The following is a 23786-nucleotide window of genomic DNA, read 5'->3' on the forward strand; positions in this document are numbered from 1 at the left end:
ATAATCTTACTACTAACTTCCAATGAAATATTGGCTTATACAGAGAATATTATAATCTATTCGGGCGCCTCTACCACAGGAATGACGGAAACATAGGAACGGTTATTGGCTTTTCTTTGAAAAGAAACCACGCCATTTGACAGTGCAAAAAGGGTATGGTCTTTTCCAATACCAACATTGTTACCAGGATGCCAGCGTGTACCACGCTGGCGAATAATAATATTTCCAGCGACAACGGCTTCACCACCAAATTTTTTAACGCCAAGACGTTTCGATTCTGAATCGCGGCCATTACGTGAGGAACCACCAGCTTTTTTATGTGCCATGGACGTTCTCCTTTAATCTTCTTTACTCTTTGATGCTACAGCCGCTTTTTTTGGCGGCATAGTCTTTTTTTCAGCTGCCTTCTTAGCTGTTTTTTTAACAGAAACATCCGCTTTTGTTTCTTCTTTTAATGCAGTTGCTTCTTCTTTAATTGGTTTTGCTGCTGCTTTTTTAGGTTTTGCACCACCCATTAACACTTCTAAAATACGCAGTGTTGTTAGCTCTTGGCGATGACCACGCGTACGTTTCGAATTTTGACGACGGCGCTTCTTAAATGCAATAACCTTACGTCCACGTATTTGCTCTACAATTTCAGCCGTAACTAAAGCACCCGCAACAACAGGAGAACCAATAACCGCATCACCCTCTTGCCCTACCATCAATACATCATTAAATTCAATGATATCACCGGCAGTGCCAATAATTTTTTCAACTCTCACCACTTGGTTAGCAACAACGCGGTATTGCTTACCACCGGTTTTAATGACTGCGAACATTTTTTATCCTTTCGTTCACTCCAGCTCTTATTTGACTCTTATTGAATTTCTACCTTATTAATAAGAAAAAATAGGCCGCTTTTTATCAGTCGTAATAGATTTTAAAAGAAGGACAAAATACCCTTCAAACACAAATATGCGCAGATTTCTCCACGCTTGTATTTTGCGTATATGACCGAATTTCTCTTCTCTGTCAATAAAGTCATACAAAAAAACAAAAAAAGGGTTGTACTAGGAGAGATTGAAGTTTATCTACCCGTCATATACTTAAATAGTGCAAATCTTGTTGTACTTTTACGGAGAGATGGCTGAGTGGTTGAAAGCACCGCACTCGAAATGCGGCATAGGGGCAACTCTATCGGGGGTTCAAATCCCTCTCTCTCCGCCAGAGCACTCAATAAAGTGTTCTTTTTAAATATTTTAATGCATATAGCTTTTATAGCTTGCCGGCAGATTTTGTACCAATTTATTTTTTTCAAAGAGTTTTTTAAGGGGCTCTCAAAGGATCTTCAGAAACCTTTCAAAGATCATTTAAAATCCCTTTAACAAGTCTTTTTTCTTTTAAAGGTCGCAATTTTTGAGAGTAGGTCATCAGCAGGAATCGTATTATAGGAAACACATTATTTGAGAAGCAGCATGCATAAAATATGATTTCTTTTAGCATAAACTGGCGTGATAGCTTTTTCGATTTTCAGTACGTTATTAAAAAACAAAAGAAAATTTGAAGAATCGGTCAAGTTGACCGAATTGCATTTCAATTTAATCTAGTGGACAAACACGAATAATATGGCCGTCGGGATCTTTGATGAGGAAGGTACGTCCGAATATGTCAGTATAGGGTTCCTTCAAGACATTTATCTCAACGGTGGTTTGCTCTTGCCATTCCGCATAGAGTTTATCTACATCCTCTCCATGAGGCAACATAATGCCAATTTCTGAAAAACGAGGCACATTTTCCTCAGGTGCATCGCCCCCAGACCAAAGTGCAAAGAGTGCATCACCCGAAGAAGCAAATGCAACATAGCGTGGCGAGATGAATACAGGCTCCTTCTTGAAGATGAATTTGTAAAAAGCGGTAGAATGCTCTACGTTTGATACGTATACCAATTGTAGATTTGGCGTAACAGGATAAGTAGGAATATTGCTCATAAATTCTCCGTGATTTAGTAGCTGTTGCTTGACACGATATACCTATTCGAGAATCTTTCAACAAGAGTTTATCATGCTTCCGTTCGCAGTGGGCTCTACTGATATATTTTTACTCGCTTATTGCTCGAAGCCGCTACTTTATAGTCTTTTCTAACCTGATTTTGCCACCAATATAAACAGCAGCTGGTGTGATAGGATCAACGGATTTTAATTTGTATAATTCCTCGTTGTTTTCATTTTCTGCTGTTAAAATTTAATTTAGCAAACAATGTATGAATGATAAATGTACATAAAATGGTGAATTATCACGCATTATTTTGATTTATAATGGAAATTTATCTTTTCGCATGTTGAATGAAAGTTTCGAATATTGTAAAATTCCCTCATTTAAAACTTTCTTATTTATTTTGAATCAAGCAAAATCATCTGTAGATCAGAACAAAAATGAGCGTATGAATTAAGAAATAAAAATGCTCTTTATAAATTAATAAATGTAAGGGTTATCGCGATATTTTGAGCGCGCAAATAGAATGATGTTGCTGTTGCCTAACACCCTCATAGATGTAAAGATGAAGGTACACAATGGATTATGCGTTATTTTGCACGTCTTGCCTGAATATGTGCTAACAATCCCAATGTCGAGCTATCGCGTTTATCTGCTTTATTTTCTCCGCGAAGTATTGGTAACAATTCATCTGCTAATTCTTTACCAAGCTCAACACCCCATTGATCAAATGAATTAATGTTCATTAAAATCCCTTCAACAAAAATACGATGCTCATAAAGTGCAATGAGACGACCAAGTGCAAAAGGTGTCAATAAATCCTGAAGCAACATAATACTAGGGCGGTTTCCTGCAAAGCTTCTATGACGTGCTAAATTATCCGCTTCGCACGTATCAATGCTCTTTTTTAAAAGGATACGCCGCGTATCTTCAACACTGCGTCCTTTCATTAAGGCTTTTGATTGTGCTAAGCAGTTCGCTACCAACATATCATGCATAGGATGTAAATTGTGCTCATGACCTTTTATAAACAAAATAAATTCTACAGGAATAACATCTGTTCCTTGATGCAGAAGCTGAAAAAAAGCATGTTGACAATTGGTTCCTGAATCACCCCAAACAACTGGACCACTTGAAAAATTTAATGGTTTGCCTTCTAAAGAAACTTGCTTACCATTTGATTCCATATCAAGTTGCTGTAAATAAGCTGGAAAATGCTCCAAACGTTGTGCATAGGGAATAATAGCACGTGATGAATAACCACAAATAACACGATGCCAAAATCCTAAAAGTGCGAAGCGAATAGGAATATTTTTATGGAAAGGCATTGTCTTAAAATGTTGATCCATTTGCAAAGCGCCTTGGAGAAACTGACGAAAATTACGCCCCCCTATCGCTAACATCACAACAAGACCAACAGCTGACCAAATGGAATAACGCCCTCCAACCCAATCCCAAAATTGAAAAACTTTCGAAGAATCTATGCCAAATTCCTCTACTTTATCAAGAACACTCGAAACAGCAACAAAATGCGTACAAACAGCTTTTTCTCCTAAATGTGAACGAATCCATTGGCGTGCAACTTGAGCATTTGCCATTGTTTCAGCCGTTGTAAAAGTTTTAGAAGCAATGATAAATAACGTTGTTGCCGGATTCAAAACAGAGAGAACATCAAAAATATCTGCACTATCCGCATTAGAAACAAAATGACAATGGGGACCATCATGATAAGGTTTTAATGCACATGTAACCATCACCGGTCCAAGATCAGAACCACCAATACCAATATTGACAATATCGGTTATCTTCTCACCACTGTGCCCCTTATAGCTGCCATCACGCACTCTTTCAGAAAATCTTTCCATATCATGGAGAACAGCTTGAATATCCTGAATCAAATCATGACCATCCAACATGAAAACTTCATCAGCAGGTAAACGGAGTGCAATATGAAGAACTGAGCGCTTTTCCGTTGTATTAATCGCCTGCCCTGAAAACATTGCTTCACGTTTGCCGAACACATCTGCTGCAACAGCCAAATCATCTAGGAGTTTCAATGTGTTAAACGTTACGCCACATTTTGAAAAATCAAAAAGGAGATCATCAAGTTTTAAAGAAAAATGAGAAAAACGCTGTTTATCTTCCAAAAAATGCTTACGGATGTCACTCACATCATCCTTCGTAGCGTGTTCTCTTAAAGCCTTCAAAATCCCCTCAAAAGCTTTCTCGTTCCGCAGCGATAAACGATCTTTCATGGATTTATCCCGTACAGTTATTGACAATAAAATCTACACACAAAATGCATCATAAAACAGCGAATACCTCCTTTATTGCTTATCCTTTTAATGCTCACATACAAAATGAAAGGATCAAAAGGAGAACGATAAGATCCGAAAACGACATTTTTAAAACAAATAAAAAACTTCTCAATCTCTTTATAAAATGTATCATTCAACTTGGCTAAGTTCTCTTGTTAGACGTACCGCTTCTTCTGCTTTTGATTTTACAAAATGTCCAAGAAAAAGGTAAACAACCGGTGTGACATACAACGTAAAAATAGTTGCTAAACCCAAACCACCAACAATAACCCAACCTAAAGCTACACGTGCTTCTGCACCCGCACCCTTGGCTAACACCAAAGGAATCCCTCCTAAAATGGCACAAATCATGGTCATACAAACCGGACGAAGACGAATATTGGCCGCTTCTTCTACGGCTGCACGAACAGTTTTGCCTTGATCTCGTAATTGATCTGCAAACTCAACAATGAGAATACCATTTTTGGCCATCACTCCAATCAACAAAATCAAGCCAATTTGACTATAAATATTAAGGCTAACACCGCTCAACAACATCGCAATCACAGCACAACCAATCCCTAATGGTACGGTCGCCATGATAATAAATCCTGAAACAAAACTTTCAAATTGTGCGGCTAAAACCAAGAGGATAATTATAAAGGCAATTCCAAAAACAATCATAAAATTGGAAGATGTTTCATCAAGTGTTGCCGCCTCCCCTAAAGGTACCACATAATTTCCTTTTGATAACAAAGGAGCAGCAATTTTTTGTACAGTCTGATAAGCATCCCCTAAAACAACACCTGGAGCAAGATTAGCACTTAAAACAACAGCACTCATACGTTTTTCCCGTTTTAATTGGGGCGCAATAGCTTTTTCATGTAAATTCGCAATGACTGATAAAGGAATATATTGATTTCCTTTTGTTTTTAAAAAAATATTTTCCAAATCATGAGGACTTCTCATAGGATTCTTCCGCGATGTCAGTTTAACATCATAAGAATGATCATCCACATAAATGGAACCTATCTTTTTACCATCCAGCATCGCTTGTAATGTATTGCCTAAATTCGTGATATCAATCCCTAAATCTGCCGCTTTTTCTCGATTTATTTCAATAAAAAATTGCGGTTGCGTTGCATCAATAGTAAGACGTGGACGAATAAAATGCGGATCAGCTTGTAGAGCACTCACAAGCTTATCAGCAATTGGCTGCAATTTTGTGTAATCATTGCCAAGAATTGCAAATTGTAATCCTTGCCCCGTTCCTCTCACACCTAAAGAATTTCCCTGCGCTGCAAACACCAAAACTGCTGGAAACTGTCTTACCTTTACATTAACATCTTCTACAATCTCTTGTTGACTCCGCAAGCGTTTGTCCCAGGATGAAAGCAACAAAACTAAAAAAGCAGTATTAGGCGAACCACCAATCCCCGCAATAGAATAGCTATTAACAATCTCTCCAGCATCACGTAAAGGTTGTAAGCTTGCTTCAACCTGCTCTACTTGCTCATTGAGATATTGTGTTGAAATACCCTGTGGCCCATTAATGACTAAAAAGATAAGAGCCCTGTCTTCTGCTGGTGTTAATTCTTGTTTGAGTTTCGTATAACCTCCAATACAAAGACAGGCAAAAATAAGCGAAACGAAAACAACTGTCCAAGGCCTTTCTAAACATTTATGCAAACTATAAGCATACCATTTGCTAAAAAAAGAGCCTAATTTATCCAGAAAAGCAAAGTAATGTGCCTCTTCTCTATTACCCTCAACATGTCCTTTAAGAAAGCGTGAAGCTAACATGGGACAAAGCGTCAAAGCGACAATAGAAGAAAGAAGAATCGAAATTGCCAAGACAAAACCAAATTCTCTAAAAAGTCCCCCTACTTGCCCAGGAAGAAATGAAATAGGCACAAAAACAGCAACGAGAGTCAATGTCGTTGCTAAAACAGCAAAAAATACTTCCCTTGTTCCTAACACTGCTGCAGCCCGAGAACCTAATCCCATATTACGCCACCGAACAATATTCTCAAGCACGACAATCGCGTCATCCACTACGAGCCCTGTTGCTAAAACAAGTCCCAAAAATGTGAGAATATTTAACGAAAATCCTACAAGATAAATGGCAGCAATGGTACCAATCAAAGCAACAGGAATCGATAAAGCAGGAATAAGCGTTACACGAATGTCTCTCAGAAAGAGAAAAATAACTAGGATAACGCTGAGAATAGCAATAACAAGGGCAACCTCAACCTCATGAAGTGCACTTTTAATAAAAAGTGCATCATCACTAATAACACTCATATGTACAGAAGAAGGAACAACAGTTTTGAGATGATCAAGAGCTTCTCGAACACCTTTAGAAATATTAAGGGTATTGGATTGTGCTTTACGCACAATTCCCAACCCAATGCCTGTCTTTCCATTGATACGAAGAATTACCGTTTCCACATCAGGTGATAGAGTAACACGCGCAACATCACCAAGATGCACATGTGGCTTTAAAACAACTTGTTCAAAAGCTTCTGATGTCGTTAAACGTGCGGTGGCACGTACAATTAAAGTCTGCTTAGAATTACGTAATGACCCTACCGGTACATCCGTTGCCATATCAGCAAGTATACGTGAAATATCTGCTACAGTTAATCCATAGCTAGCAAGCTTTGCTTGATCAACATCAATCTGAAAAATCTTCGTACCAGCACTATCAACCTGGACATCACCAACACCATCAACAGCGGACAATGCATCAACAATTTGATCATTTACAACCGTTGTTAAATCATCAATATTCATGATTGATGAAGTCACAACCAAATACATCATCGCGGCAGCATTCGAATCTGCTTTAATAATCATAGGTGCATCAGCATTTTTGGGCAAAGTATAAGCAATACGAGAAAGAGCATCACGAATATCAGATGCTGCAATATTTAAATCAACACCAACATTAAAATGGACCTCTACACGAGAACGACCAAAAGAAGAACTTGAAGAAATCGTTTTAACACCTGAAACACGAGCAACAGCATCTTCTATAACTCTGGTAATTTCTCGATCAATTGTTTCTGCTGATGCACCAGAAAAAGTGGTCATAATTGTCGTTACTGGAGTATCAACATCGGGGAGTTCGCGTACATCAACATTCAACCATGCAGCAAACCCTGCAATCATAATCATCGCATTCAAAACAAAAGTGAAAACTGGTCTGCGAATAAATAATGCAATCATCCCACCTTGCTCGGCCTGTGCTGGAGGATGTTTGGTGCTCAATTCTTGACTCATTGTACATCCTGTCCATGAAGTGTTGATAATTGCTGTTGATTGATTTTTGGATCCTCAATAGTCACTTGGCTTCCTAGATGAAGCATCTGTACTCCCTGTATGACAACTTGATCACCATCTTTTAAGGGGGCTTTCACAAAAACCTGATCTGCTTTATGCTGAATAATTGATACTGGAATGGATTCTACCTTACCCTCCCTTACTCGCCAAACAAATGATCCTTTGCTGTTCCATTGAATTGCAAGAGGATTCACAACAGGGAAAGAACCTCCATGAAATCGCAAAGCAATAGAAAAAGACATACCAGACATGAAGATATCTTTTTCATTCTCGATTCCAATCTGGACATGAAGTGTACGGCTTTCAGGATCAATAACATTATCAATCGCATGAATATAACCAACAAAAGTTTTATCCGGCTGTGCTGTTAAAGTTGCTGTTACCTTATCTCCTTTATGGATATGCGATATATAACGTTCAGGAACCCTGATATCAACTAAAATACGTTCTCTATTCTCAATACGTCCTATTATGGTATTAGGTGTCACAGCATTGCCCTCACCAATGGGTAAAATGCCAACAACTCCATTAATTGGTGCTCGAATTGTTCGCCGATCAAGGTCTAATTCAGCATTACGCAAAGCTAAATTTGCGTTATCCAGCTCTAAATGGGCAGTAATCTCTTGAACCTCTGTTGCTGTCTTGCTGGCACGTAATTTAAGAACACGTGAAAGTGTTAGTGCACTGTTATCACGTTGTACTTTTGCTTTTGCAACCGCTATTTCTTCCTTTTTAGAATCAAGCTTTGCAATTACATCCCCCACTTGTACTTTCATACCAGCTGACACAAAAACCTTATCAACAACGCCTGATAACCAAGGCGTTAATTCTACAAAAGCCAAAGCTTGCCCACTGCCAAGTGCATTCAACTGTTCATAAAAATCTTTAATTTTTACAAGATCAACAACAACATGTGTTGGCGGCCTACTGCTTTGCATTTTTGAAGTTTTCTGGGATATATTTATCGTTTTATCCACTACAGAAATGCGTTGCTGTGCACTTTGTTTGCCTGCCCAATAAGTAACCATCAAAACGATAACGAGAAATACCAGTGGGAAGGCTTTTTTAAACAGCTTCATATATCTACCTTTGCTGTGTTATGAATATATGTAAATTTTTCTGAAACAGTTCTTAACAGTAATATCCGAGTTTCATACAACAACCGAACTGCAGGTAGCGTATCTCATCCCCCACCGCAAAAAACATATCTCGTGTTGCGCTTGATTATCTTTCGTAAATGAAAAGGTCAAGTTAACTATCGTTCATCTTAAATGACACCATTCACACAACAAAAAAATAATCATCTCAAAATCCAACTAAAACCTAAAAATATGGCACTTTTTTTAAAATATATCATAAACAAAGAGATAAAATTTTTATTCCTACCAAGTTTTGCTTGCAATTCCTTCGTGAAACGATTAGGAACCCTTTGTCTTAAGTAAGATAGAAAATTGAAATCTATGCACCCGTAGCTCAGCTGGATAGAGCACCAGACTACGAATCTGGGGGTCAGGAGTTCGAATCTCTTCGGGTGCGCCACTTTTATAAATTTCTACTTTCTTCAGTGTCGGAATTTAATCACTCTTCTTTTCTTGAACCCTTTGCCATTATGTATTTATAGCGTTGTCAAATGCATCATAGTTGCTTTTTATAACTGCGAATCAAGGCTTCTTTTCGAGATATTTTTAGATACAGCAGATATTTAAGGTGTTTTCATTCCTCAATAATGGAAATCTTTGCAAATTTTTTGCATTTCTTAAAATGTAAAATAAAATATTTTGTCTTCTTTTGAAAAAGTTACAAAACTTTTCAAACTATAACATTCTTACCTCATCAGATGAGGTAAGAAGAATACTTTATAATGAGCTGTAAAAACGCAACGGTTCATTCTCATGAACCGTTTCTGATATACATGCATTTTTTCTCAATCACGTATCCTTTCCTAAAGCTTATCAGAATTAAAAAGGGAGAAATTCTTTTTTTAATTATAATATTTCTTTCACTTTAGTCTTTTCTCTAGCACAGTATGTCATCAATTCCATATGTTATGATGTCTTGTACCCTCCTATTCTATAGGTTATCTTGTCTGATTATAGTACACGCTCTCAATGTCAACAAAAGCCAAGTTTAAAGGGTTCTTCTATGCCTAAAACAGATATTGAAATTGCTCGCACTGCTCAAAAGCAACACATCACTGAAATTGCCCAAAAAATCGGCATTGCCCCTGAAAATCTCATTCCTTATGGACATGATAAAGCTAAAATTTCTTCTGCATATATAAAATCACTCAATAAAAATCCGGAAGGGAAACTTATCCTTGTTACAGCTATAAATCCAACACCTGCTGGAGAAGGAAAAACAACAACAACGGTTGGTCTTAATGATGCCCTCAATCTCATCGGAAAAAAAACCATAGCCACCTTGAGAGAGCCATCTTTAGGTCCCTGTTTTGGTATCAAAGGTGGTGCTGCTGGAGGTGGTTATGCTCAAGTTGTACCGATGGATGATCTTAATTTACATTTTACCGGTGATTTTCATGCTATTACAGCGGCTCATAATCTTCTTGCTGCAATGATAGATAACCATATTTACTGGGGAAATACTCTGAATATCGATCCTCGCCGCATTGTTTGGAGACGAGTCCTTGATATGAATGACCGTACATTGCGTGATATCGTCACTTCCTTGGGTGGAGTAACCAATGGTTTTCCTCGCCAGACAGGCTTTGATATTACTGTCGCATCCGAAATTATGGCACTTTTTTGCCTTGCCAACAATCTAGAAAATCTTACGCAAAGACTGAAAAAAATTATCGTTGCTTATCGTTATGATAAAACACCTGTGACAGTTGCTGATCTCAATGCAGAGGGAGCAATGACAGTTCTTCTTAAAGATGCTATGCAACCTAATCTTGTACAAACAATCGAAAATAATCCTGTTCTTGTACATGGAGGTCCTTTTGCCAATATTGCTCATGGCTGTAATTCAGTTATAGCAACAAAAACCGCTTTAAAACTTGCCGATTATGTTGTCACAGAAGCAGGATTTGGAGCCGATCTTGGAGCAGAAAAATTTTTCAATATTAAATGTCGACAAGCAGGTATTATCCCGAATGCTATAGTAATTGTCGCAACAATTCGTGCATTAAAAATGAATGGTGGTGTGAATAAAAATGACCTAACTAAAGAAAATATTGCCGCTTTAGAAAAGGGGACCGCCAATCTTTTACGACATATCAAAAATATGGAGTACTACGGTATTCCTTGTGTCGTCGCACTTAATCATTTTGATACCGATAGCGATGCTGAAATAAGGACGTTACAAAAAATAGTTGCAACAACCGGACATAAGGCTATCGTTTGTAAACATTGGCAGCAAGGGGGTAAAGGCGCAGTAGCACTTGCACAGGAACTTGTTACCTTAATTGAAGAAAAAGATTCTCATTTCAAAGTTTTATACCAAAATGATCTTCCTCTTGTTCAAAAAATTAATTCCATTATAAAAAATATCTATGGTGGTCGTGGAGCTATCATCTCTGCCCCTCTTCTCAAGCAGCTTGAATGTTGGGAAAAAGAAGGTTATGGCACACTCCCTATTTGTATGGCTAAAACACCCTATTCCTTCTCTGCTGATCCTACTCAATACGGAGCGCCTGTTGATTTTGAAATTCCTGTACGTGAAGTCCGTCTCTTGGCAGGGGCAGGTTTTATTGTTGTCATTTGCGGAGATATCATGACTATGCCTGGTTTACCGCATTACCCTATTGCTGAGAAAATTTATCTTGATGAAAATGATCAAATACAAGGGCTCTCCTAAGATTATAGCTGTAAACTCAATCATTCATTATGAAAGGCGCCTGATAACAAAAAGAATAGAATTTTAAAAAGCGATATAGACAAACACCTTCTTTATGTGGTATGCGTATTTATATTGTACGTATATTATACGTATGGTAGGTTTCCTTTTGGATATTCATTTAAAAGGAACTAGGTTTTTCCTATTATTTATGACACTGAAACAAAGCAGGATAAATAGTGCAAGTACTCGTTCGTGATAATAATGTTGATCAAGCGCTACGCGCGTTGAAAAAAAAGATGCAACGTGAAGGTATCTTTCGTGAAATGAAAATGCGTAGTTATTATGAAAAGCCATCGGAAAAGCGCGCTCGTGAGAAAGCTGAAGCTGTTCGCCGTACACGTAAGCTTGCTCGTAAGCGTGCGCAAAGAGAAGGTGCTGTTTAAAAACGGTCTAGCTTCTGCGGTAAGATAGTCTGTTTTCTGCTTTATAAAATTCCGTAGCAATAACAGTGCTTGGAGTATCTAAACAGTCTGTGTAATACGATGAAGGTTTTTCTTTATCGTATTATTTTTCGTTATCTTCTGTTGTGGACTAATGTGTTGTTGAGATTGTCGCCGTTAATTTTTTACAACAGCGTTGGTGGGTTTTATTGAGCTCTTAATTTATATCGCGCTTAGATTGTCGTTTGCAATCGTGAAGTGCGTTCGTTGTTATGTAAAGTACACATTGTGTGTACAGTGTTTTTTATCTTTTAATATCATCTTTGCTTTGTACGTACATTCTTTTGAGAGTTCTGTTATTTTCTACTCACTCTTTAGCATCTTTCAAATTCTTTTAAACAGCTGAAATCACGAAATATAAATTAGCTACGTCAATATGCAATTGAGTGTGTAGAAGGTATAAATTTCGCATATGCAATCTTTCTTCTTAACATTTATTAAATGAGACAATGAAACTCTATAACCTCAAGTGTTTCATGACAATTTGGACTTCATGCGAGGCTCTCTTATAGGCTCTTGTATCTGCTTATAACATTCCAGTATTACTCACTAAACAAATAATGTTATTTTATAACTAGAATAAAAAGCTTGTAAAAAACGTTAGCAGCCAAAATCATCTCATGTTTGTAAGATTATAGCCCCTTTTCCTTTGGTTTATCCCCAATCATGCGGATGGTTTTGTATTTGAACGGCTCATCGATTGCGTGTTTTCTCTCTTCTAAAACGGCTTTTCAGGTTATATGCTCATTTCTCTCTTGTGCTCTTATTGAACAATTTTTTGATCATAAGACAAAGACAGCTGTTTCATCATTTGATGAAATAAATCAAACAGGTAGACACAATACTTCCCCCCAATCTGTTTATAAAGGCTTATACAACTCATATACCCTTCAATCCGCTCAATATTTATCTCAATCCTATAACTGGATGAAAATTCACTGTTGATTTAAAGGTATCCTCTTATACATAAAGAAAATGTTAAGTAGTTTAAATTTTTATCTTAACTTATTCCATGATTCTTGTAACCATTTCCTTATTGTTTAGATCTCTTTAACTAGCAGTGTGCCATAGCTTTTATCAGTTCTCAATTCTCTCTCAGATCTTAGATTGCCAATATCAGAGAAACAAAAAAGGTTTAAGTGTGCAATATTTTCGTTGGTTTCGATTCTCAGTACTCACATCATGTATCCTCATAGCAGGTGTTTTTGTATTCAATTCCCTTCGCTTTGTGAACGCACAAACGCTCAATCAAAACTCAGGGCAAAACTCAGGGCAAAACTCAGGGCAAAATTTAGGATCAAGTGGTTTACCACTCCCACGGTTTGCTTCTATTAAGCCTACACGCGTGAATGTGCGCATCGGACCAGGAAGCAATTATGCTATTCTCTTTACCTACACAAAACAGGGGCTTCCTATTGAAATTATTCAAGAATACGATCAATGGCGCAAAATTCGTGATGCCGAAGGCGATGAGGGGTGGGTCTATCAATCTCTTCTCTCTGGAAAAAGGACCGCTATAACTATTCCATGGCAAAAAGATAAAACAAAAAGGCTAATGCTACGCAAAAATCCCGCAAACAACGCAAAACTCGTAGCAGAAGTAGAACCCAATGTCATTGGTAATATTCGCCAATGTGATGAACAGTGGTGCGAATTAAATATCAATAATATCCGAGGATGGCTTCCTCAATCTCTGTTATGGGGAATCTATCCTGATGAAAAAATAAATAATTAATGAATTTTTTAATCCATAAAGTTTAATTTTTATCTCTTATTGAACTTTCTCATGTTCTCTATGCAGATTAGCTTTTCGGTTTTAATCGAACGATCAAGTCAACATGTGAGATTTCCATACCTTCTGGTGGTTTGGGCAAATTCCCAATAATAGGCGCTTCTCCTAAATCGCAAGGAATATCAAGAATACGATTTTCGCCTTCTATATAAAAGTGATAATGATCAGAAGTATTGGTATCAAACCAAGTTTTCGAACCTTCTACGGCAATAATCCGTAATAACCCCGCTTCTGTAAACTGATGAAGCGTATTATAAACCGTTGCCAAAGACACAGGCACACCTGCCCTCACCGCTTCTTCATAAAGCTCTTCAGCAGCAATATGACGGTTCCCTTGAGAAAAAATCATATGCGCAAGTTCTAACCGCTGACGTGTTGGTCGCAAACCATTTTTACGCAAATGCTTTTCTAACGTAGAAATTGAATAATAACGTATAACCTTCTCACAATCTTTTGCAGGTAGCTGCTCTTGATTGGAAATGAAATTGTCTGCATTCACTGACATGTTTAAAACCACAATATAATCTATTCAAATAAGTAAAATATAAAAAATGGGAACAGTTTGATATAATTTTTCATTCCATTTTTTTATAATCACACACACAGGATACATAAAAAAGGGCTTTTGTCATTAAAAATGATATAAAATCATTTCCCTCTCTTTCAAATTTGCTCTAAAAGTAGATTGGGGAAAAGCGCAGAAGTCAAAATATACGCTAACAAATGGAGTAACAATGGCTGAACAAAAGTCTCGCTATACTTATGAAGAGCTTCTAAGCTGTGCTCGCGGCGAAATGTTTGGTAAAGGTAATGCACAATTACCTGCCCCACCAATGTTGATGATTCATCGAATCACCCAAATTAGTGAAACGGGAGGTGAATATGATAAAGGAATGGTTCGCGCTGAATTTGACATTACCCCAGACCTATGGTTCTTTGATTGTCATTTTATAGGTGATCCAGTTATGCCGGGCTGTCTCGGGTTGGATGGTATGTGGCAATTAACAGGTTTTTTTCTCGGCTGGTTAGGTGAACCAGGAAAAGGGAGAGCTATATCAACAGGTGAAGTAAAATTATCAGGTATGGTAACTCCGCAAACCAAACTTCTTGAATATGGAATAGACTTTAAACGTATCCGACGTGGAAATTTGGTGTTAGGAATAGCAGATGGGTGGGTAAAAGCAGATGGTGAAGCTATCTATAAAGCAAGTGATTTACGTGTTGCCTTATTTAAAGAAGATTGAAATTATTTCCACCAGAACATTTTGTTGTTCTGTATGAAACAAGGAGGTATGGATGCGTCGCGTTGTTGTAACTGGAATGGGAGTTGTCTCTGCAATTGGAAATGATATAGAGGCAGTTTTAACCAGTTTGTATGAAGCCAAATCCGGAATTTCTTATGCACCTCAGTATGCTGAATTAGGTTTTCGTAGCAGAGTTTACGGTAAACCTGATGTTAATATAGAAGAACTGGTTGATCGACGTGCTTTGCGTTTTCATGGACGTGGAACTGCTTGGAATCACATCGCTATGGATCAAGCAATTGTTGATGCGGGTTTAGAGCCCCATGAAGTATCAAATGAACGCACGGGTATCATTATGGGCTCTGGAGGCGCTTCAACTCAATCAATCGTTGAAGCTGCTGATATTACACGGCAAAAAGGTCCAAAGCGCGTTGGTCCTTTTGTCGTACCCAAAGCAATGAGTTCTACAGCATCTGCGACACTTGCAACTTTTTTTAAAATTAAAGGCGTGAACTATTCAATTTCTTCAGCATGTGCAACCTCTAATCATTGTATTGGAAATGCTTATGAATTAATACAGTATGGTAGACAGGACCGCATCTTTGCTGGTGGTTGTGAAGATTTGGACTGGACATTATCTGTACTCTTCGATGCTATGGGTGCGATGTCCAGTAGATATAATGACACACCAGAAAAAGCTTCACGTGCCTATGATGTCAATCGTGATGGATTTGTTATTGCTGGTGGAGCAGGTGTTTTGGTTCTTGAAGAGCTCGAACTTGCTAAAGCGCGTGGCGCGAAAATCTACGGAGAAATTGTTGGATATGGTGCTACATCAGATGGTCATGATATGGTTGCTCCATCCGGTGAAGGGGCAGAACGGTGCATGCGCATGGCGCTTGCAACCGTAAAGAATAAAATTGATTATATCAACCCTCATGCAACAGCAACACCTGTTGGTGATCCCCCCGAAATAGAAGCAATTCGCCGTATCTTTGGAGCAGGTGATCAATGCCCACCTATTTCTGCCACAAAATCTCTGACCGGTCATTCTTTAGGGGCAGCAGGTGTTCATGAGGCAATCTATACATTGTTAATGATGAAGCATAATTTTATTTGCGAGAGTGCTCATATTGAAGAGCTTGATCCAGCTTTCGCCGATATGCCCATTGTTCGTGAACGTCGTGATCATCAACAACTTAATACTGTATTGTCAAACACATTCGGTTTTGGCGGTACCAATGCAACGCTCATTTTCCAACGTTATGCATAAAGAGGGATTCTTAGCTGGTTGAAAAAGCACGGTCTTACGGAGAATAACATGAAAGGTTTGATGGAGGGCAAACGTGGCCTTATTATGGGGGTTGCAAATGACCATTCAATTGCATGGGGCATTGCCTGCCAACTCGCAAAAGCAGGAGCTGAATTGGCTTTTACCTACCAAGGAGAAGCCTTTGGAAAACGCGTTCAACCTTTAGCAGAACAGCTCGGTTGCAAATTGTTGCTTGAATGCGATGTTGAAAAAATTGAAAATGTTGATCGTGTTTTTGAATATCTTGAAAAAGAATGGAAAACGATTGATTTCGTTGTTCATGCCATCGGCTTTTCAGATAAGAATCAATTAAAAGGACGTTATGTTGATGTAACAACACGCGAAAACTTTCAGCGCACAATGGTTATTTCTGCCTATTCTTTTACTGAAATTGCTCAGCGCGCTGGTAAGCTTATGCCTCATGGAGGTGCGCTTTTAACACTTACCTATGGAGCTTCACAACAAGTTGTCCCTAATTACAATATTATGGGTGTGGCTAAAGCTGCTTTAGAAGCTATGGTACGTTACTTAGCAGCGGATTTTGGTCCTCAAAACATTCGTGTCAATGCAATTTCAGCTGGACCTGTGAGAACTTTAGCAGGCAATGGAATTGCAGCTGCACGCGCGATTTTTTCCTATCAACGTCGTAACGCGCCATTGCGTCGCACCGTAAATATTCACGAAATTGGAAAATCTGCTCTTTATCTCCTTTCTGATTTATCATCAGGCGTTACTGGTGAAATTCATTATGTTGATTCAGGCTATAATATTATGTCTATGCCAACCCTTGAAGAATTAAAACAAAGTGAGGAAACACAAGGAGGATAACTCTTCCTAGTGCTTGGTCAAAGTACGAAAATACCCCTTTGCACAGCATATAAAGATATGTTGAGTGCTTTCTTCTCTCCTGTAAAATCTATAATTAGAGAACATAGCTTGCTTTTTAAAGATATAACTTAGAGTAGCAGTTAAATTTTTCCATGTTTTAGCTATATCCGCTATACTTCAGTCATCCACATAAAAAGCGATCTGGTTTTCTTTCATTTGCTATAGTATGACTGCTTTATCTTATGGTCAGCGTACTAAACTTCAAAATTTCTATTCTATGACCACTATCTCTCTCATCTGTTTGAATAGTTTAGAAACATACTGTATCACGTATTTCATCTTTGAGTGCTCGGCTCAATAATGTATTTGCTGCTTCGATTACACTTTTATCGCAAAATAATATTTGATAGATTTGCTCTGTAATTGGCATTTCTACTCCTATGCGTTGTGCTAATGCATGCACTTCTTTCGTATTTAAATAACCTTCAACAACTTGGCCAACCTGTTTTTCCGCTTCTTTTATATTCATTCCTTGACCAAGCAGCATACCAAAACGGCGATTGCGCGATTGATTATCAGTACATGTTAAAACCAAATCGCCTAAGCCTGTCATACCCATAAATGTGGAAAGTTCAGCGCCCATAGCAACACCCAAACGACTGATTTCAGCTAAGCCTCGTGTGATGAGCGCTATTCGAGCATTTGCCCCAAATCCCATGCCATCTGATATTCCTGCACCAATGGCAATAACATTTTTGACCGTTCCACCCAATTGAACGCCAATCATATCAGAATTTTTATAAACTCTCAAAGCCTTATCACAATGAAAAAGTTGCTGTAGCTCTTTACTAAATTCAGCATCAGAAGCTGCTACTGTAATTGCTGTAGGCAAACCAATGGCAATCTCCTTGGCAAAGGTTGGTCCAGAAAAAACAGCTAAAGGAATTTTATCTCCTAAAATTTCACAAGCAACTTCTTGTAAAAGGCGTCCTGTACCATGCTCCAAGCCCTTCGTTACCCATATAATACGTGAATGTTGATCCAAATAAGGTTGAATATTGTATAATACTTGGTGAAATATATGACTTGGAACAGCAATTAATATATTTCGGCTTGCTGTTATTGCAGTTTCAAGCGAAACTTCGGGAGATAGATTTTCAGGAAATTGAATATCTGGTAAAAATGCTTGATTGCAGCGATATTTCTGTAATTCTTTGATATGCTGAGGATTATGACCCCAAAGTAAAACACGATGGCCATTACGAGCCAAAGCAATCGCCAACGCCGTGCCAAAAGAACCAGCACCAATAATTGTTATCGAAACGGCTTTCATCAAACTTTCTGATTATTCTCCAAATTTCTCTTTGTAGTCCGTTATGGCTTCATTCTAACATACTGTGAAATCTTTTCAAAATTCTCATACCTTCTGTATTCAAGCGTATGAAAATAATATTATAGCTTCTCCAAATGACTGCTTATCTCAGGTCAAATTGAGGTTACACTTAAGTCCCCATAAACTTTCTCGTTTAAAATAAACGTATATTCAAAATGATGCCTCTTCAATTTCCTCTCTAGCCCTCTGTTTATCACTCACCTTAGCCCCAATAAACTTGTTTATAACGAACTCTCGCAAAAAAGCCAATGCACTTGGCATTGGCTCTATGAATCTTGTTATTTTTGATAATTTTATTGCACAGGCGTTTGCATGCTTGGTGTTTGTTCCATAGGCATTTCCACACCTGGTGCTTGCTCTACAGGAGCCGGCATACTTGCTCTTGCCCCATAGGCATTTCCACACCTGATGCTTGCTCTACAGGAGCCGGCATACTTGGCTCTTGCCCCATAGGCATTTCCACACCTGGTGCTTGCTCTACATGAGCTGGCATACTTGGCTCTTGCTCTGTAGCAACCTGAGTGCTTAATAAATCTCCTGCTGGCTTTTGTTTTTCTGATAATTTTCCTGTCGATATAGAACTATCTTCTGTTGTTCTTTCCGGCTCAATAATACGTCCTGAACCACCCATCATATTATAATTTAAATGGGAAATAGCCCACCACGTACCACCAATAATAATCAAAACGCAAATGGCCGCAAACCACAAAGCGCTTAAATTCCATTTCGCATCTGGACCAGAATTCAAGTGCAAAAAGAAAACAACCTGCACTATAATTTGAATAATCGCCATTCCAATAAGATATGCAACTTTTGTACTAATCGCCCAGCTCTCCATCATTCCATACATCACAGGAATAAAAGAACCTAAAGTAAAAAATATCGCGAGAATAAAGCCGATTAAATAGGAACCAGTACTGGGACCATGTGTTTCGTTTTGCATGTTCATTACAGCGCTCCTAACAGATAAACCATGGTGAAAACACCAACCCATACAATATCAAGCAAATGCCAAAAAATTGAAAGGCATGCTAAACGCGTTTTATTATCCTGATCCAAACCACTCCGACGTAGATGAAAAAACATCACCACCATCCAGAGAAGACCAACACTCACATGAAGACCATGGGTGCCAACCAAAGCAAAAAACGCTGACCAATAAGCAGATAAAACTTCTTTTCCAAAAAGCTTTAAACCCGTTGCAGGGTCAATACCAGCATAAGCACCAGGATCGTAATAAAATACTTCGCCCAAAAGTTCATGGAATTCGTAAATTTCCATGCCAATAAAGCAACATCCAAGTACAAAAGTAATAGCCATCCATAAACGCACACCACTGAGATGCCCCTTATGGGTTTGTACCATCACAAACCCATAAGTAATTGATGAAAGCAACAAAATAGCAGTTTCAACCAAGACAAACTTTAAATCAATAAATTCACTGCCTGCTTTTCCTCCACCGTAAGAAGCGGAAAAAACAGCGAAACTTGAAAAAAGTGTCGAAAATAGGATCAAATCCGAAAGGATATAAACCCAGAAACCAAACGTCATGACGGAACTATTGTCGTGATGATGCTCATCAATGTGAGTCTTCTTCATTGCCATCGTACTCATACTGTTACTCCTTGTTTTTTAAGGACAGCTGTAAAAGCATCTTCTGTCTTTTGCACTTCTTCAGCTGGAATATAGTAACCATGATGATCACCTGTTAATGAATGACACACTATCGTCGCCACAAAGCCAATCATTCCAATCGCAACGAGCCACCAAATATGCCAAACAAGCGCAAAACCAACAACTAATGAAAAGAACCCAGCAATAATTCCAGCCGATGTATTTGACGGCATATGAATTTTTGAAAATCCACTTGTTGGACGCTGATAACCATTTTTCTTCATATTCCAATAGGCATCGTCAGAGTGTACCTCTGGAATAATGGCAAAATTGTAAGAAGGTGGCGGTGAAGAGGTAAACCATTCAAGTGTACGTGCATCACCCCAAGAATCATTGAGCGTTACTGGTAAGCGTCCCTTATGCTTAATACCGTACCAAATTGCCAAAACAACTTGCAGCACAAAACAAAGGATACCAAGTAAGATAATAAAAGCTCCTAGTGCTGCAATTATAAACATCGGCTGCCAACTAGGCTCCATGTAATGTTGAAGACGACGCGTCGCACCCATGAGCCCAAGCGCATAAATTGGAAAAAAGGCAAGATAAAAACCAATGAACCAACACCAGAAAGATGCAATGCCTAGCATCCGATTTGGTTTATAACCAAAAACTTTTGGAAACCAAAAAGCAAGTCCAGCTAAGTAGGCAAACACAACACCTCCGATAATTGTGTGGTGGAAATGCGCTATCAAAAACAACGAATTATGAAATTGCCAATCCGCAGGCACAATAGATAGCAAAACACCTGTTAAGCCACCTCCAACAAATGTAAAGATCATCCCCATGCACCAAAGCATTGGAGGCTCAAAACGTATCCGCCCTTTATACATGGTTAGTAACCAATTAAAGACTTTTACACCCGTTGGAACGGCAATGATCATCGTAGCAATACCAAAGAAGGTGTTTACAACTTCACCCCCACCCATGGTAAAGAAATGATGTCCCCAAACAAGAAGTGAAAGGATTAAAATAACCAACATTGCCCATACCATTGAAGTATAACCAAAAAGGCGTTTTGAAGAAAACGTCGAGACAACTTCAGAAACAATCCCAAAAGCAGGGACAACCAAAACATAAACTTCAGGATGCCCAAAAATCCAAACATAGTTAATCCATACCATTGGATTTCCGCCACCAACATTGGTAAAAAAATTCATGCCCAAATAACGGTCACATGCCAAGAGAGCAAACGCTACAGCTAAGACAGGATAAATCACTAAAATAAGAACATTACTAACGAAAGCACTCCAACAAAAGACGGGCATTTTCATCATCGTCATACCAGGTGCCCGCATTTTTATCATCGTTGCAACAAAATTGATTGCTCCCATCGTTGTTGCAATACCAGACAGTTGAAGTGACCACAAATAATAGTCTACCCCCGTATCTGGACTTCCTTGCAACTCTGTGAAAGGTGGATACATCAACCAGCCACCACGACCAAAATTACCAACACCTAGTGATATGTTAATGAGTATTGCTCCTGCAGCTGTAATCCAAAATCCCAAATTATTGGCAAAAGGAAAAGCAACATCACGAGCACCAATTTGAAGTGGTATAATATAATTGAAAAGACCAAATAATATCGGCGTGGCCATGAAGAAAATCATTATAGTACCGTGAGCCGAAAAAATCTGATCAAAATGATCAGGAGGTAAATAACCCGCCGTTTCGCTCCCCAGAGCCAAAGCCTGATGCGTTCGCATCATAATTGCGTCCGCGAAACCGCGAACAAGCATAATAATACCAAGCACTATATACATAATGCCAATGCGTTTATGGTCAACTGTTGTAATCCAATTTCGCCATAAGACTCCCCACCATCCAAGCACTGTCAAAGCAAGAACAGCAATTAAACCACCCACAACAATCGCAATACACGTGTATAAAACGATCGGTTCATGTGCCAGCGCGTGAAAAGCACCAGCTGTAGGATCTGTAAGTCTTCCAAACATTTCTCAACCCGTATCAGATAAATTTCATTTTAAAAAAACCTTATTTTTAAAAGGTCTCTTTCTCGATTGATGCACTCAATAACCATCAGGATCAAAAACTGAACAAAGTGCACCCCAAAGTGTCTGAGCTGCAGCTCGCTTCATTAAATCTTCATTACACACCGTATTTGCATCAACACATCGATTAACAATCCGGTAGTAGAGCTGCTTCTCAACAGGTGCAAAATAACGTACCTCAGCATCCTTTTCCTTCGCAGCAATATCACCCATACGAGGCGCAATAGAAAGCTGACGATAAGATGCACGATCAAGTACTTGACCATGGGCCCGAGCTTTAGCAACCCAATTATCAAAATCCTGCAAAGATACAGAATGCCATTTAAATCGCATTCCTGCGAAACCATCACCACTGTAATTCGCCGAAGTTCCGTTGAATACTCCTTGCTTATCAGCAACCAAATGCAATTTAGAATTCATTTGTGGCATAGCATAAAGAACCGTGCCCAGTTTTGGTACCCAAAAAGCATTAACAGAATTCTCTGACGTCAACTGCAATAAAACTTGGCGACCTTCAGGTGCATAAATTTCATTGACTGCTGCAATACCATATTGAGGATAAATAAAAACCCATTTCCAATCCGTAGCCACAACATTTATCTGCAACGGCTCCCCTTCACCAACAATTTCCGTGGGAAGCGGATTTTCTGGTTCAAGCTTATAGGTGTAATAGGCAGTCAACGCACCCAAAACACACACGATAACAATTGGAATGCCCCACATAACTGCTTCAATTTTATTGGAATGCCCCCAATCAGGTAAATATTCTGCTGACGTGTTCGACGCATGATATTTAATAGCCAAAAATACGACACTCACCATGACTGGAATCACAACGCAAAGCATAACAGCAACACAAATAACAATCAAAATAAGCTGTTGCCGCGCAACATATCCCGCCGGGTGAAGAACGTCAAACTTACAACCTGATAAAAGCAACACAACCCCTAAAATTACGAGCATCTTTATTCGTTTAACAAAGTTTTTCATTTCACCTGCCCCATCATACATACCAGAAGTTGCCATCAAAACATGACAAAATCTTAACGATATGCTTACCAATTTAAAAAGAATTATCAAGTAAATTCAAATGCCCTCATCAACATTATACAACTTTTGATTCCTCTCTGCCCAATTTAAGCCTCTTGGCAATATATTCAAGCGCAAACCAATACCCATCGCTCCCACAACCGGCAATGACAGCATCCACACCAGCAGACGTATAAGAGTGGTAGCGAAAGGACTCACGATGATAAATATGAGATAAATGAACCTCTACTTTTGTCCCTGTAAATATTTTTAAAGCATCAAGAATTGCAACAGAGGTATGGCTATAAGCAGCAGGATTGATTATCAATCCTGCACTCATTCCAACCGCTTCCTGTATCCACTCTACCAATTGCCCCTCATAATTGCTTTGATGGAAATGTACGACTATACCCGCTCTGGTTGCCCATTCCTTGCAAAATTTTTCAATATCTTCTAGAGTTTCAGTTCCATAGATCTCTGGCTCACGTTGCCCAAGAAAATTTAAATTAGGACCATTTAAAACCGTTATAATTGTAGACATCATAAGCCTCTTTTTCGTCGACCATCACTTATAAAAAATTTAGCACA

At 38.6% G+C, this 23786-nt stretch carries 19 protein-coding genes and 2 tRNA genes; 8 read left to right on the forward strand and 13 right to left on the reverse strand.

Annotated elements, in window-relative coordinates:
- Nucleotides 1-56: 56 nt before the first annotated feature.
- Together rpmA and rplU are read right to left on the reverse strand one after the other, a co-directional pair.
- Nucleotides 57-326, reverse strand: a complete 270-nt coding sequence (gene rpmA, locus PVV64_RS02905) for a 50S ribosomal protein L27 (protein WP_273759703.1) — start codon at nucleotides 324-326, stop codon at nucleotides 57-59.
- Nucleotides 327-338: 12 nt separating this feature from the next.
- On the reverse strand, nucleotides 339-821 hold the full coding sequence (gene rplU / locus PVV64_RS02910) for a 50S ribosomal protein L21 (RefSeq protein ID WP_273759704.1): 483 nt from the start codon (nucleotides 819-821) through the stop codon (nucleotides 339-341).
- 298 nt (nucleotides 822-1119) lie between these two features.
- Here rplU and PVV64_RS02915 point away from each other — a divergent pair.
- Nucleotides 1120-1209: transfer RNA gene (locus PVV64_RS02915), tRNA-Ser, on the forward strand.
- Nucleotides 1210-1580: 371 nt separating this feature from the next.
- On the opposite strand, the gene PVV64_RS02920 is transcribed toward PVV64_RS02915, so the two are convergent.
- The 4 genes from PVV64_RS02920 to PVV64_RS02935 all read right to left on the reverse strand — a co-directional run bounded on the left by PVV64_RS02920 (nucleotide 1581) and on the right by PVV64_RS02935 (nucleotide 8695).
- The gene (locus PVV64_RS02920) at nucleotides 1581-1970 is read right to left on the reverse strand and encodes a VOC family protein (protein WP_273759706.1); all 390 of its coding nucleotides are present in this window, start codon (nucleotides 1968-1970) and stop codon (nucleotides 1581-1583) included.
- A gap of 594 nt (nucleotides 1971-2564) precedes the next feature.
- Nucleotides 2565-4229: a glucose-6-phosphate isomerase gene (gene pgi / locus PVV64_RS02925; RefSeq protein WP_273759708.1), complete on the reverse strand. Its 1665-nt coding sequence runs from the start codon at nucleotides 4227-4229 to the stop codon at nucleotides 2565-2567.
- Between the two features lie 192 nt (nucleotides 4230-4421).
- A complete protein-coding gene (locus PVV64_RS02930) occupies nucleotides 4422-7556 on the reverse strand; it encodes an efflux RND transporter permease subunit (protein WP_273759710.1) in 3135 nt (1044 codons plus the stop codon).
- Complete coding sequence (locus tag PVV64_RS02935; RefSeq protein ID WP_273759712.1) at nucleotides 7553-8695, reverse strand: efflux RND transporter periplasmic adaptor subunit; 1143 nt, start codon at nucleotides 8693-8695, stop codon at nucleotides 7553-7555. The genes PVV64_RS02930 and PVV64_RS02935 overlap by 4 nt, the downstream gene beginning before the upstream one ends.
- A gap of 383 nt (nucleotides 8696-9078) precedes the next feature.
- Here PVV64_RS02935 and PVV64_RS02940 point away from each other — a divergent pair.
- From PVV64_RS02940 to PVV64_RS02955, 4 genes are all read left to right on the forward strand, one after another.
- Nucleotides 9079-9155: transfer RNA gene (locus PVV64_RS02940), tRNA-Arg, on the forward strand.
- A 603-nt stretch (nucleotides 9156-9758) separates the two neighbouring features.
- Nucleotides 9759-11432, forward strand: a complete 1674-nt coding sequence (locus PVV64_RS02945) for a formate--tetrahydrofolate ligase (RefSeq protein WP_273759714.1) — start codon at nucleotides 9759-9761, stop codon at nucleotides 11430-11432.
- A gap of 218 nt (nucleotides 11433-11650) precedes the next feature.
- Nucleotides 11651-11857: a 30S ribosomal protein S21 gene (gene rpsU, locus PVV64_RS02950; RefSeq protein WP_273759716.1), complete on the forward strand. Its 207-nt coding sequence runs from the start codon at nucleotides 11651-11653 to the stop codon at nucleotides 11855-11857.
- Between the two features lie 1198 nt (nucleotides 11858-13055).
- Nucleotides 13056-13649, forward strand: a complete 594-nt coding sequence (locus PVV64_RS02955) for an SH3 domain-containing protein (protein WP_273759719.1) — start codon at nucleotides 13056-13058, stop codon at nucleotides 13647-13649.
- Nucleotides 13650-13716: 67 nt separating this feature from the next.
- Here PVV64_RS02955 and irrA read toward each other — a convergent pair whose 3' ends face one another.
- Nucleotides 13717-14211, reverse strand: a complete 495-nt coding sequence (irrA, locus tag PVV64_RS02960) for an iron response transcriptional regulator IrrA (RefSeq protein WP_273759791.1) — start codon at nucleotides 14209-14211, stop codon at nucleotides 13717-13719.
- A 229-nt stretch (nucleotides 14212-14440) separates the two neighbouring features.
- Here irrA and fabA point away from each other — a divergent pair, with 229 nt between their 5' ends.
- Genes fabA through fabI form a run of 3 tightly spaced genes read left to right on the forward strand, consistent with a single transcriptional unit; the run spans nucleotide 14441 to nucleotide 17090 of the window.
- Nucleotides 14441-14950 (forward strand): 3-hydroxyacyl-[acyl-carrier-protein] dehydratase FabA, encoded by a 510-nt coding sequence (gene fabA, locus PVV64_RS02965; RefSeq protein ID WP_273720182.1) that lies wholly within the window; start codon nucleotides 14441-14443, stop codon nucleotides 14948-14950.
- 52 nt (nucleotides 14951-15002) lie between these two features.
- The gene (gene fabB, locus PVV64_RS02970) at nucleotides 15003-16223 is read left to right on the forward strand and encodes a beta-ketoacyl-ACP synthase I (RefSeq protein WP_273759721.1); all 1221 of its coding nucleotides are present in this window, start codon (nucleotides 15003-15005) and stop codon (nucleotides 16221-16223) included.
- Nucleotides 16224-16271: 48 nt separating this feature from the next.
- The gene (fabI, locus tag PVV64_RS02975; protein ID WP_273759723.1) at nucleotides 16272-17090 is read left to right on the forward strand and encodes an enoyl-ACP reductase FabI; all 819 of its coding nucleotides are present in this window, start codon (nucleotides 16272-16274) and stop codon (nucleotides 17088-17090) included.
- 310 nt (nucleotides 17091-17400) lie between these two features.
- Here the strand turns inward: fabI and gpsA are convergent, their stop codons facing one another.
- From gpsA to aroQ, 6 genes are all read right to left on the reverse strand, one after another.
- The gene (gene gpsA / locus PVV64_RS02980; RefSeq protein ID WP_273759724.1) at nucleotides 17401-18423 is read right to left on the reverse strand and encodes an NAD(P)H-dependent glycerol-3-phosphate dehydrogenase; all 1023 of its coding nucleotides are present in this window, start codon (nucleotides 18421-18423) and stop codon (nucleotides 17401-17403) included.
- Nucleotides 18424-18841: 418 nt separating this feature from the next.
- Entirely contained in the window at nucleotides 18842-19432 is a 591-nt protein-coding gene (gene cyoD / locus PVV64_RS02985) for a cytochrome o ubiquinol oxidase subunit IV (protein ID WP_273759725.1), read from the reverse strand.
- Entirely contained in the window at nucleotides 19432-20097 is a 666-nt protein-coding gene (locus PVV64_RS02990) for a cytochrome (ubi)quinol oxidase subunit III (protein WP_273759726.1), read from the reverse strand. Before PVV64_RS02990 ends, cyoD begins: the two co-directional genes overlap by 1 nt.
- On the reverse strand, nucleotides 20094-22112 hold the full coding sequence (gene cyoB / locus PVV64_RS02995; protein WP_273759727.1) for a cytochrome o ubiquinol oxidase subunit I: 2019 nt from the start codon (nucleotides 22110-22112) through the stop codon (nucleotides 20094-20096). The genes PVV64_RS02990 and cyoB overlap by 4 nt, the downstream gene beginning before the upstream one ends.
- A gap of 75 nt (nucleotides 22113-22187) precedes the next feature.
- Nucleotides 22188-23159 (reverse strand): ubiquinol oxidase subunit II, encoded by a 972-nt coding sequence (gene cyoA, locus PVV64_RS03000; RefSeq protein ID WP_273759792.1) that lies wholly within the window; start codon nucleotides 23157-23159, stop codon nucleotides 22188-22190.
- Nucleotides 23160-23274: 115 nt separating this feature from the next.
- Entirely contained in the window at nucleotides 23275-23739 is a 465-nt protein-coding gene (gene aroQ / locus PVV64_RS03005; RefSeq protein WP_273759793.1) for a type II 3-dehydroquinate dehydratase, read from the reverse strand.
- Between the last annotated feature and the right edge of the window lie 47 nt (nucleotides 23740-23786).

Origin of the sequence: Bartonella sp. ML70XJBT.G (genome assembly GCF_028618575.1) — a bacterium.
Lineage (GTDB): Bacteria > Pseudomonadota > Alphaproteobacteria > Rhizobiales > Rhizobiaceae > Bartonella.

Coding starts and splice junctions, on each gene's coding strand:
- rpmA (WP_273759703.1), bottom strand. CDS start 326: ATGGCACATAAAAAAGCTGGTGGTTCCTCACGTAATGGCCGCGATTCA.
- rplU (WP_273759704.1), bottom strand. CDS start 821: ATGTTCGCAGTCATTAAAACCGGTGGTAAGCAATACCGCGTTGTTGCT.
- PVV64_RS02920 (WP_273759706.1), bottom strand. CDS start 1,970: ATGAGCAATATTCCTACTTATCCTGTTACGCCAAATCTACAATTGGTA.
- pgi (WP_273759708.1), bottom strand. CDS start 4,229: ATGAAAGATCGTTTATCGCTGCGGAACGAGAAAGCTTTTGAGGGGATT.
- PVV64_RS02930 (WP_273759710.1), bottom strand. CDS start 7,556: ATGAGTCAAGAATTGAGCACCAAACATCCTCCAGCACAGGCCGAGCAA.
- PVV64_RS02935 (WP_273759712.1), bottom strand. CDS start 8,695: ATGAAGCTGTTTAAAAAAGCCTTCCCACTGGTATTTCTCGTTATCGTT.
- PVV64_RS02945 (WP_273759714.1), top strand. CDS start 9,759: ATGCCTAAAACAGATATTGAAATTGCTCGCACTGCTCAAAAGCAACAC.
- irrA (WP_273759791.1), bottom strand. CDS start 14,211: ATGTCAGTGAATGCAGACAATTTCATTTCCAATCAAGAGCAGCTACCT.
- fabA (WP_273720182.1), top strand. CDS start 14,441: ATGGCTGAACAAAAGTCTCGCTATACTTATGAAGAGCTTCTAAGCTGT.
- fabB (WP_273759721.1), top strand. CDS start 15,003: ATGCGTCGCGTTGTTGTAACTGGAATGGGAGTTGTCTCTGCAATTGGA.
- fabI (WP_273759723.1), top strand. CDS start 16,272: ATGAAAGGTTTGATGGAGGGCAAACGTGGCCTTATTATGGGGGTTGCA.
- gpsA (WP_273759724.1), bottom strand. CDS start 18,423: ATGAAAGCCGTTTCGATAACAATTATTGGTGCTGGTTCTTTTGGCACG.
- cyoD (WP_273759725.1), bottom strand. CDS start 19,432: ATGAACATGCAAAACGAAACACATGGTCCCAGTACTGGTTCCTATTTA.
- PVV64_RS02990 (WP_273759726.1), bottom strand. CDS start 20,097: ATGAGTACGATGGCAATGAAGAAGACTCACATTGATGAGCATCATCAC.
- cyoB (WP_273759727.1), bottom strand. CDS start 22,112: ATGTTTGGAAGACTTACAGATCCTACAGCTGGTGCTTTTCACGCGCTG.
- cyoA (WP_273759792.1), bottom strand. CDS start 23,159: ATGAAAAACTTTGTTAAACGAATAAAGATGCTCGTAATTTTAGGGGTT.
- aroQ (WP_273759793.1), bottom strand. CDS start 23,739: ATGTCTACAATTATAACGGTTTTAAATGGTCCTAATTTAAATTTTCTT.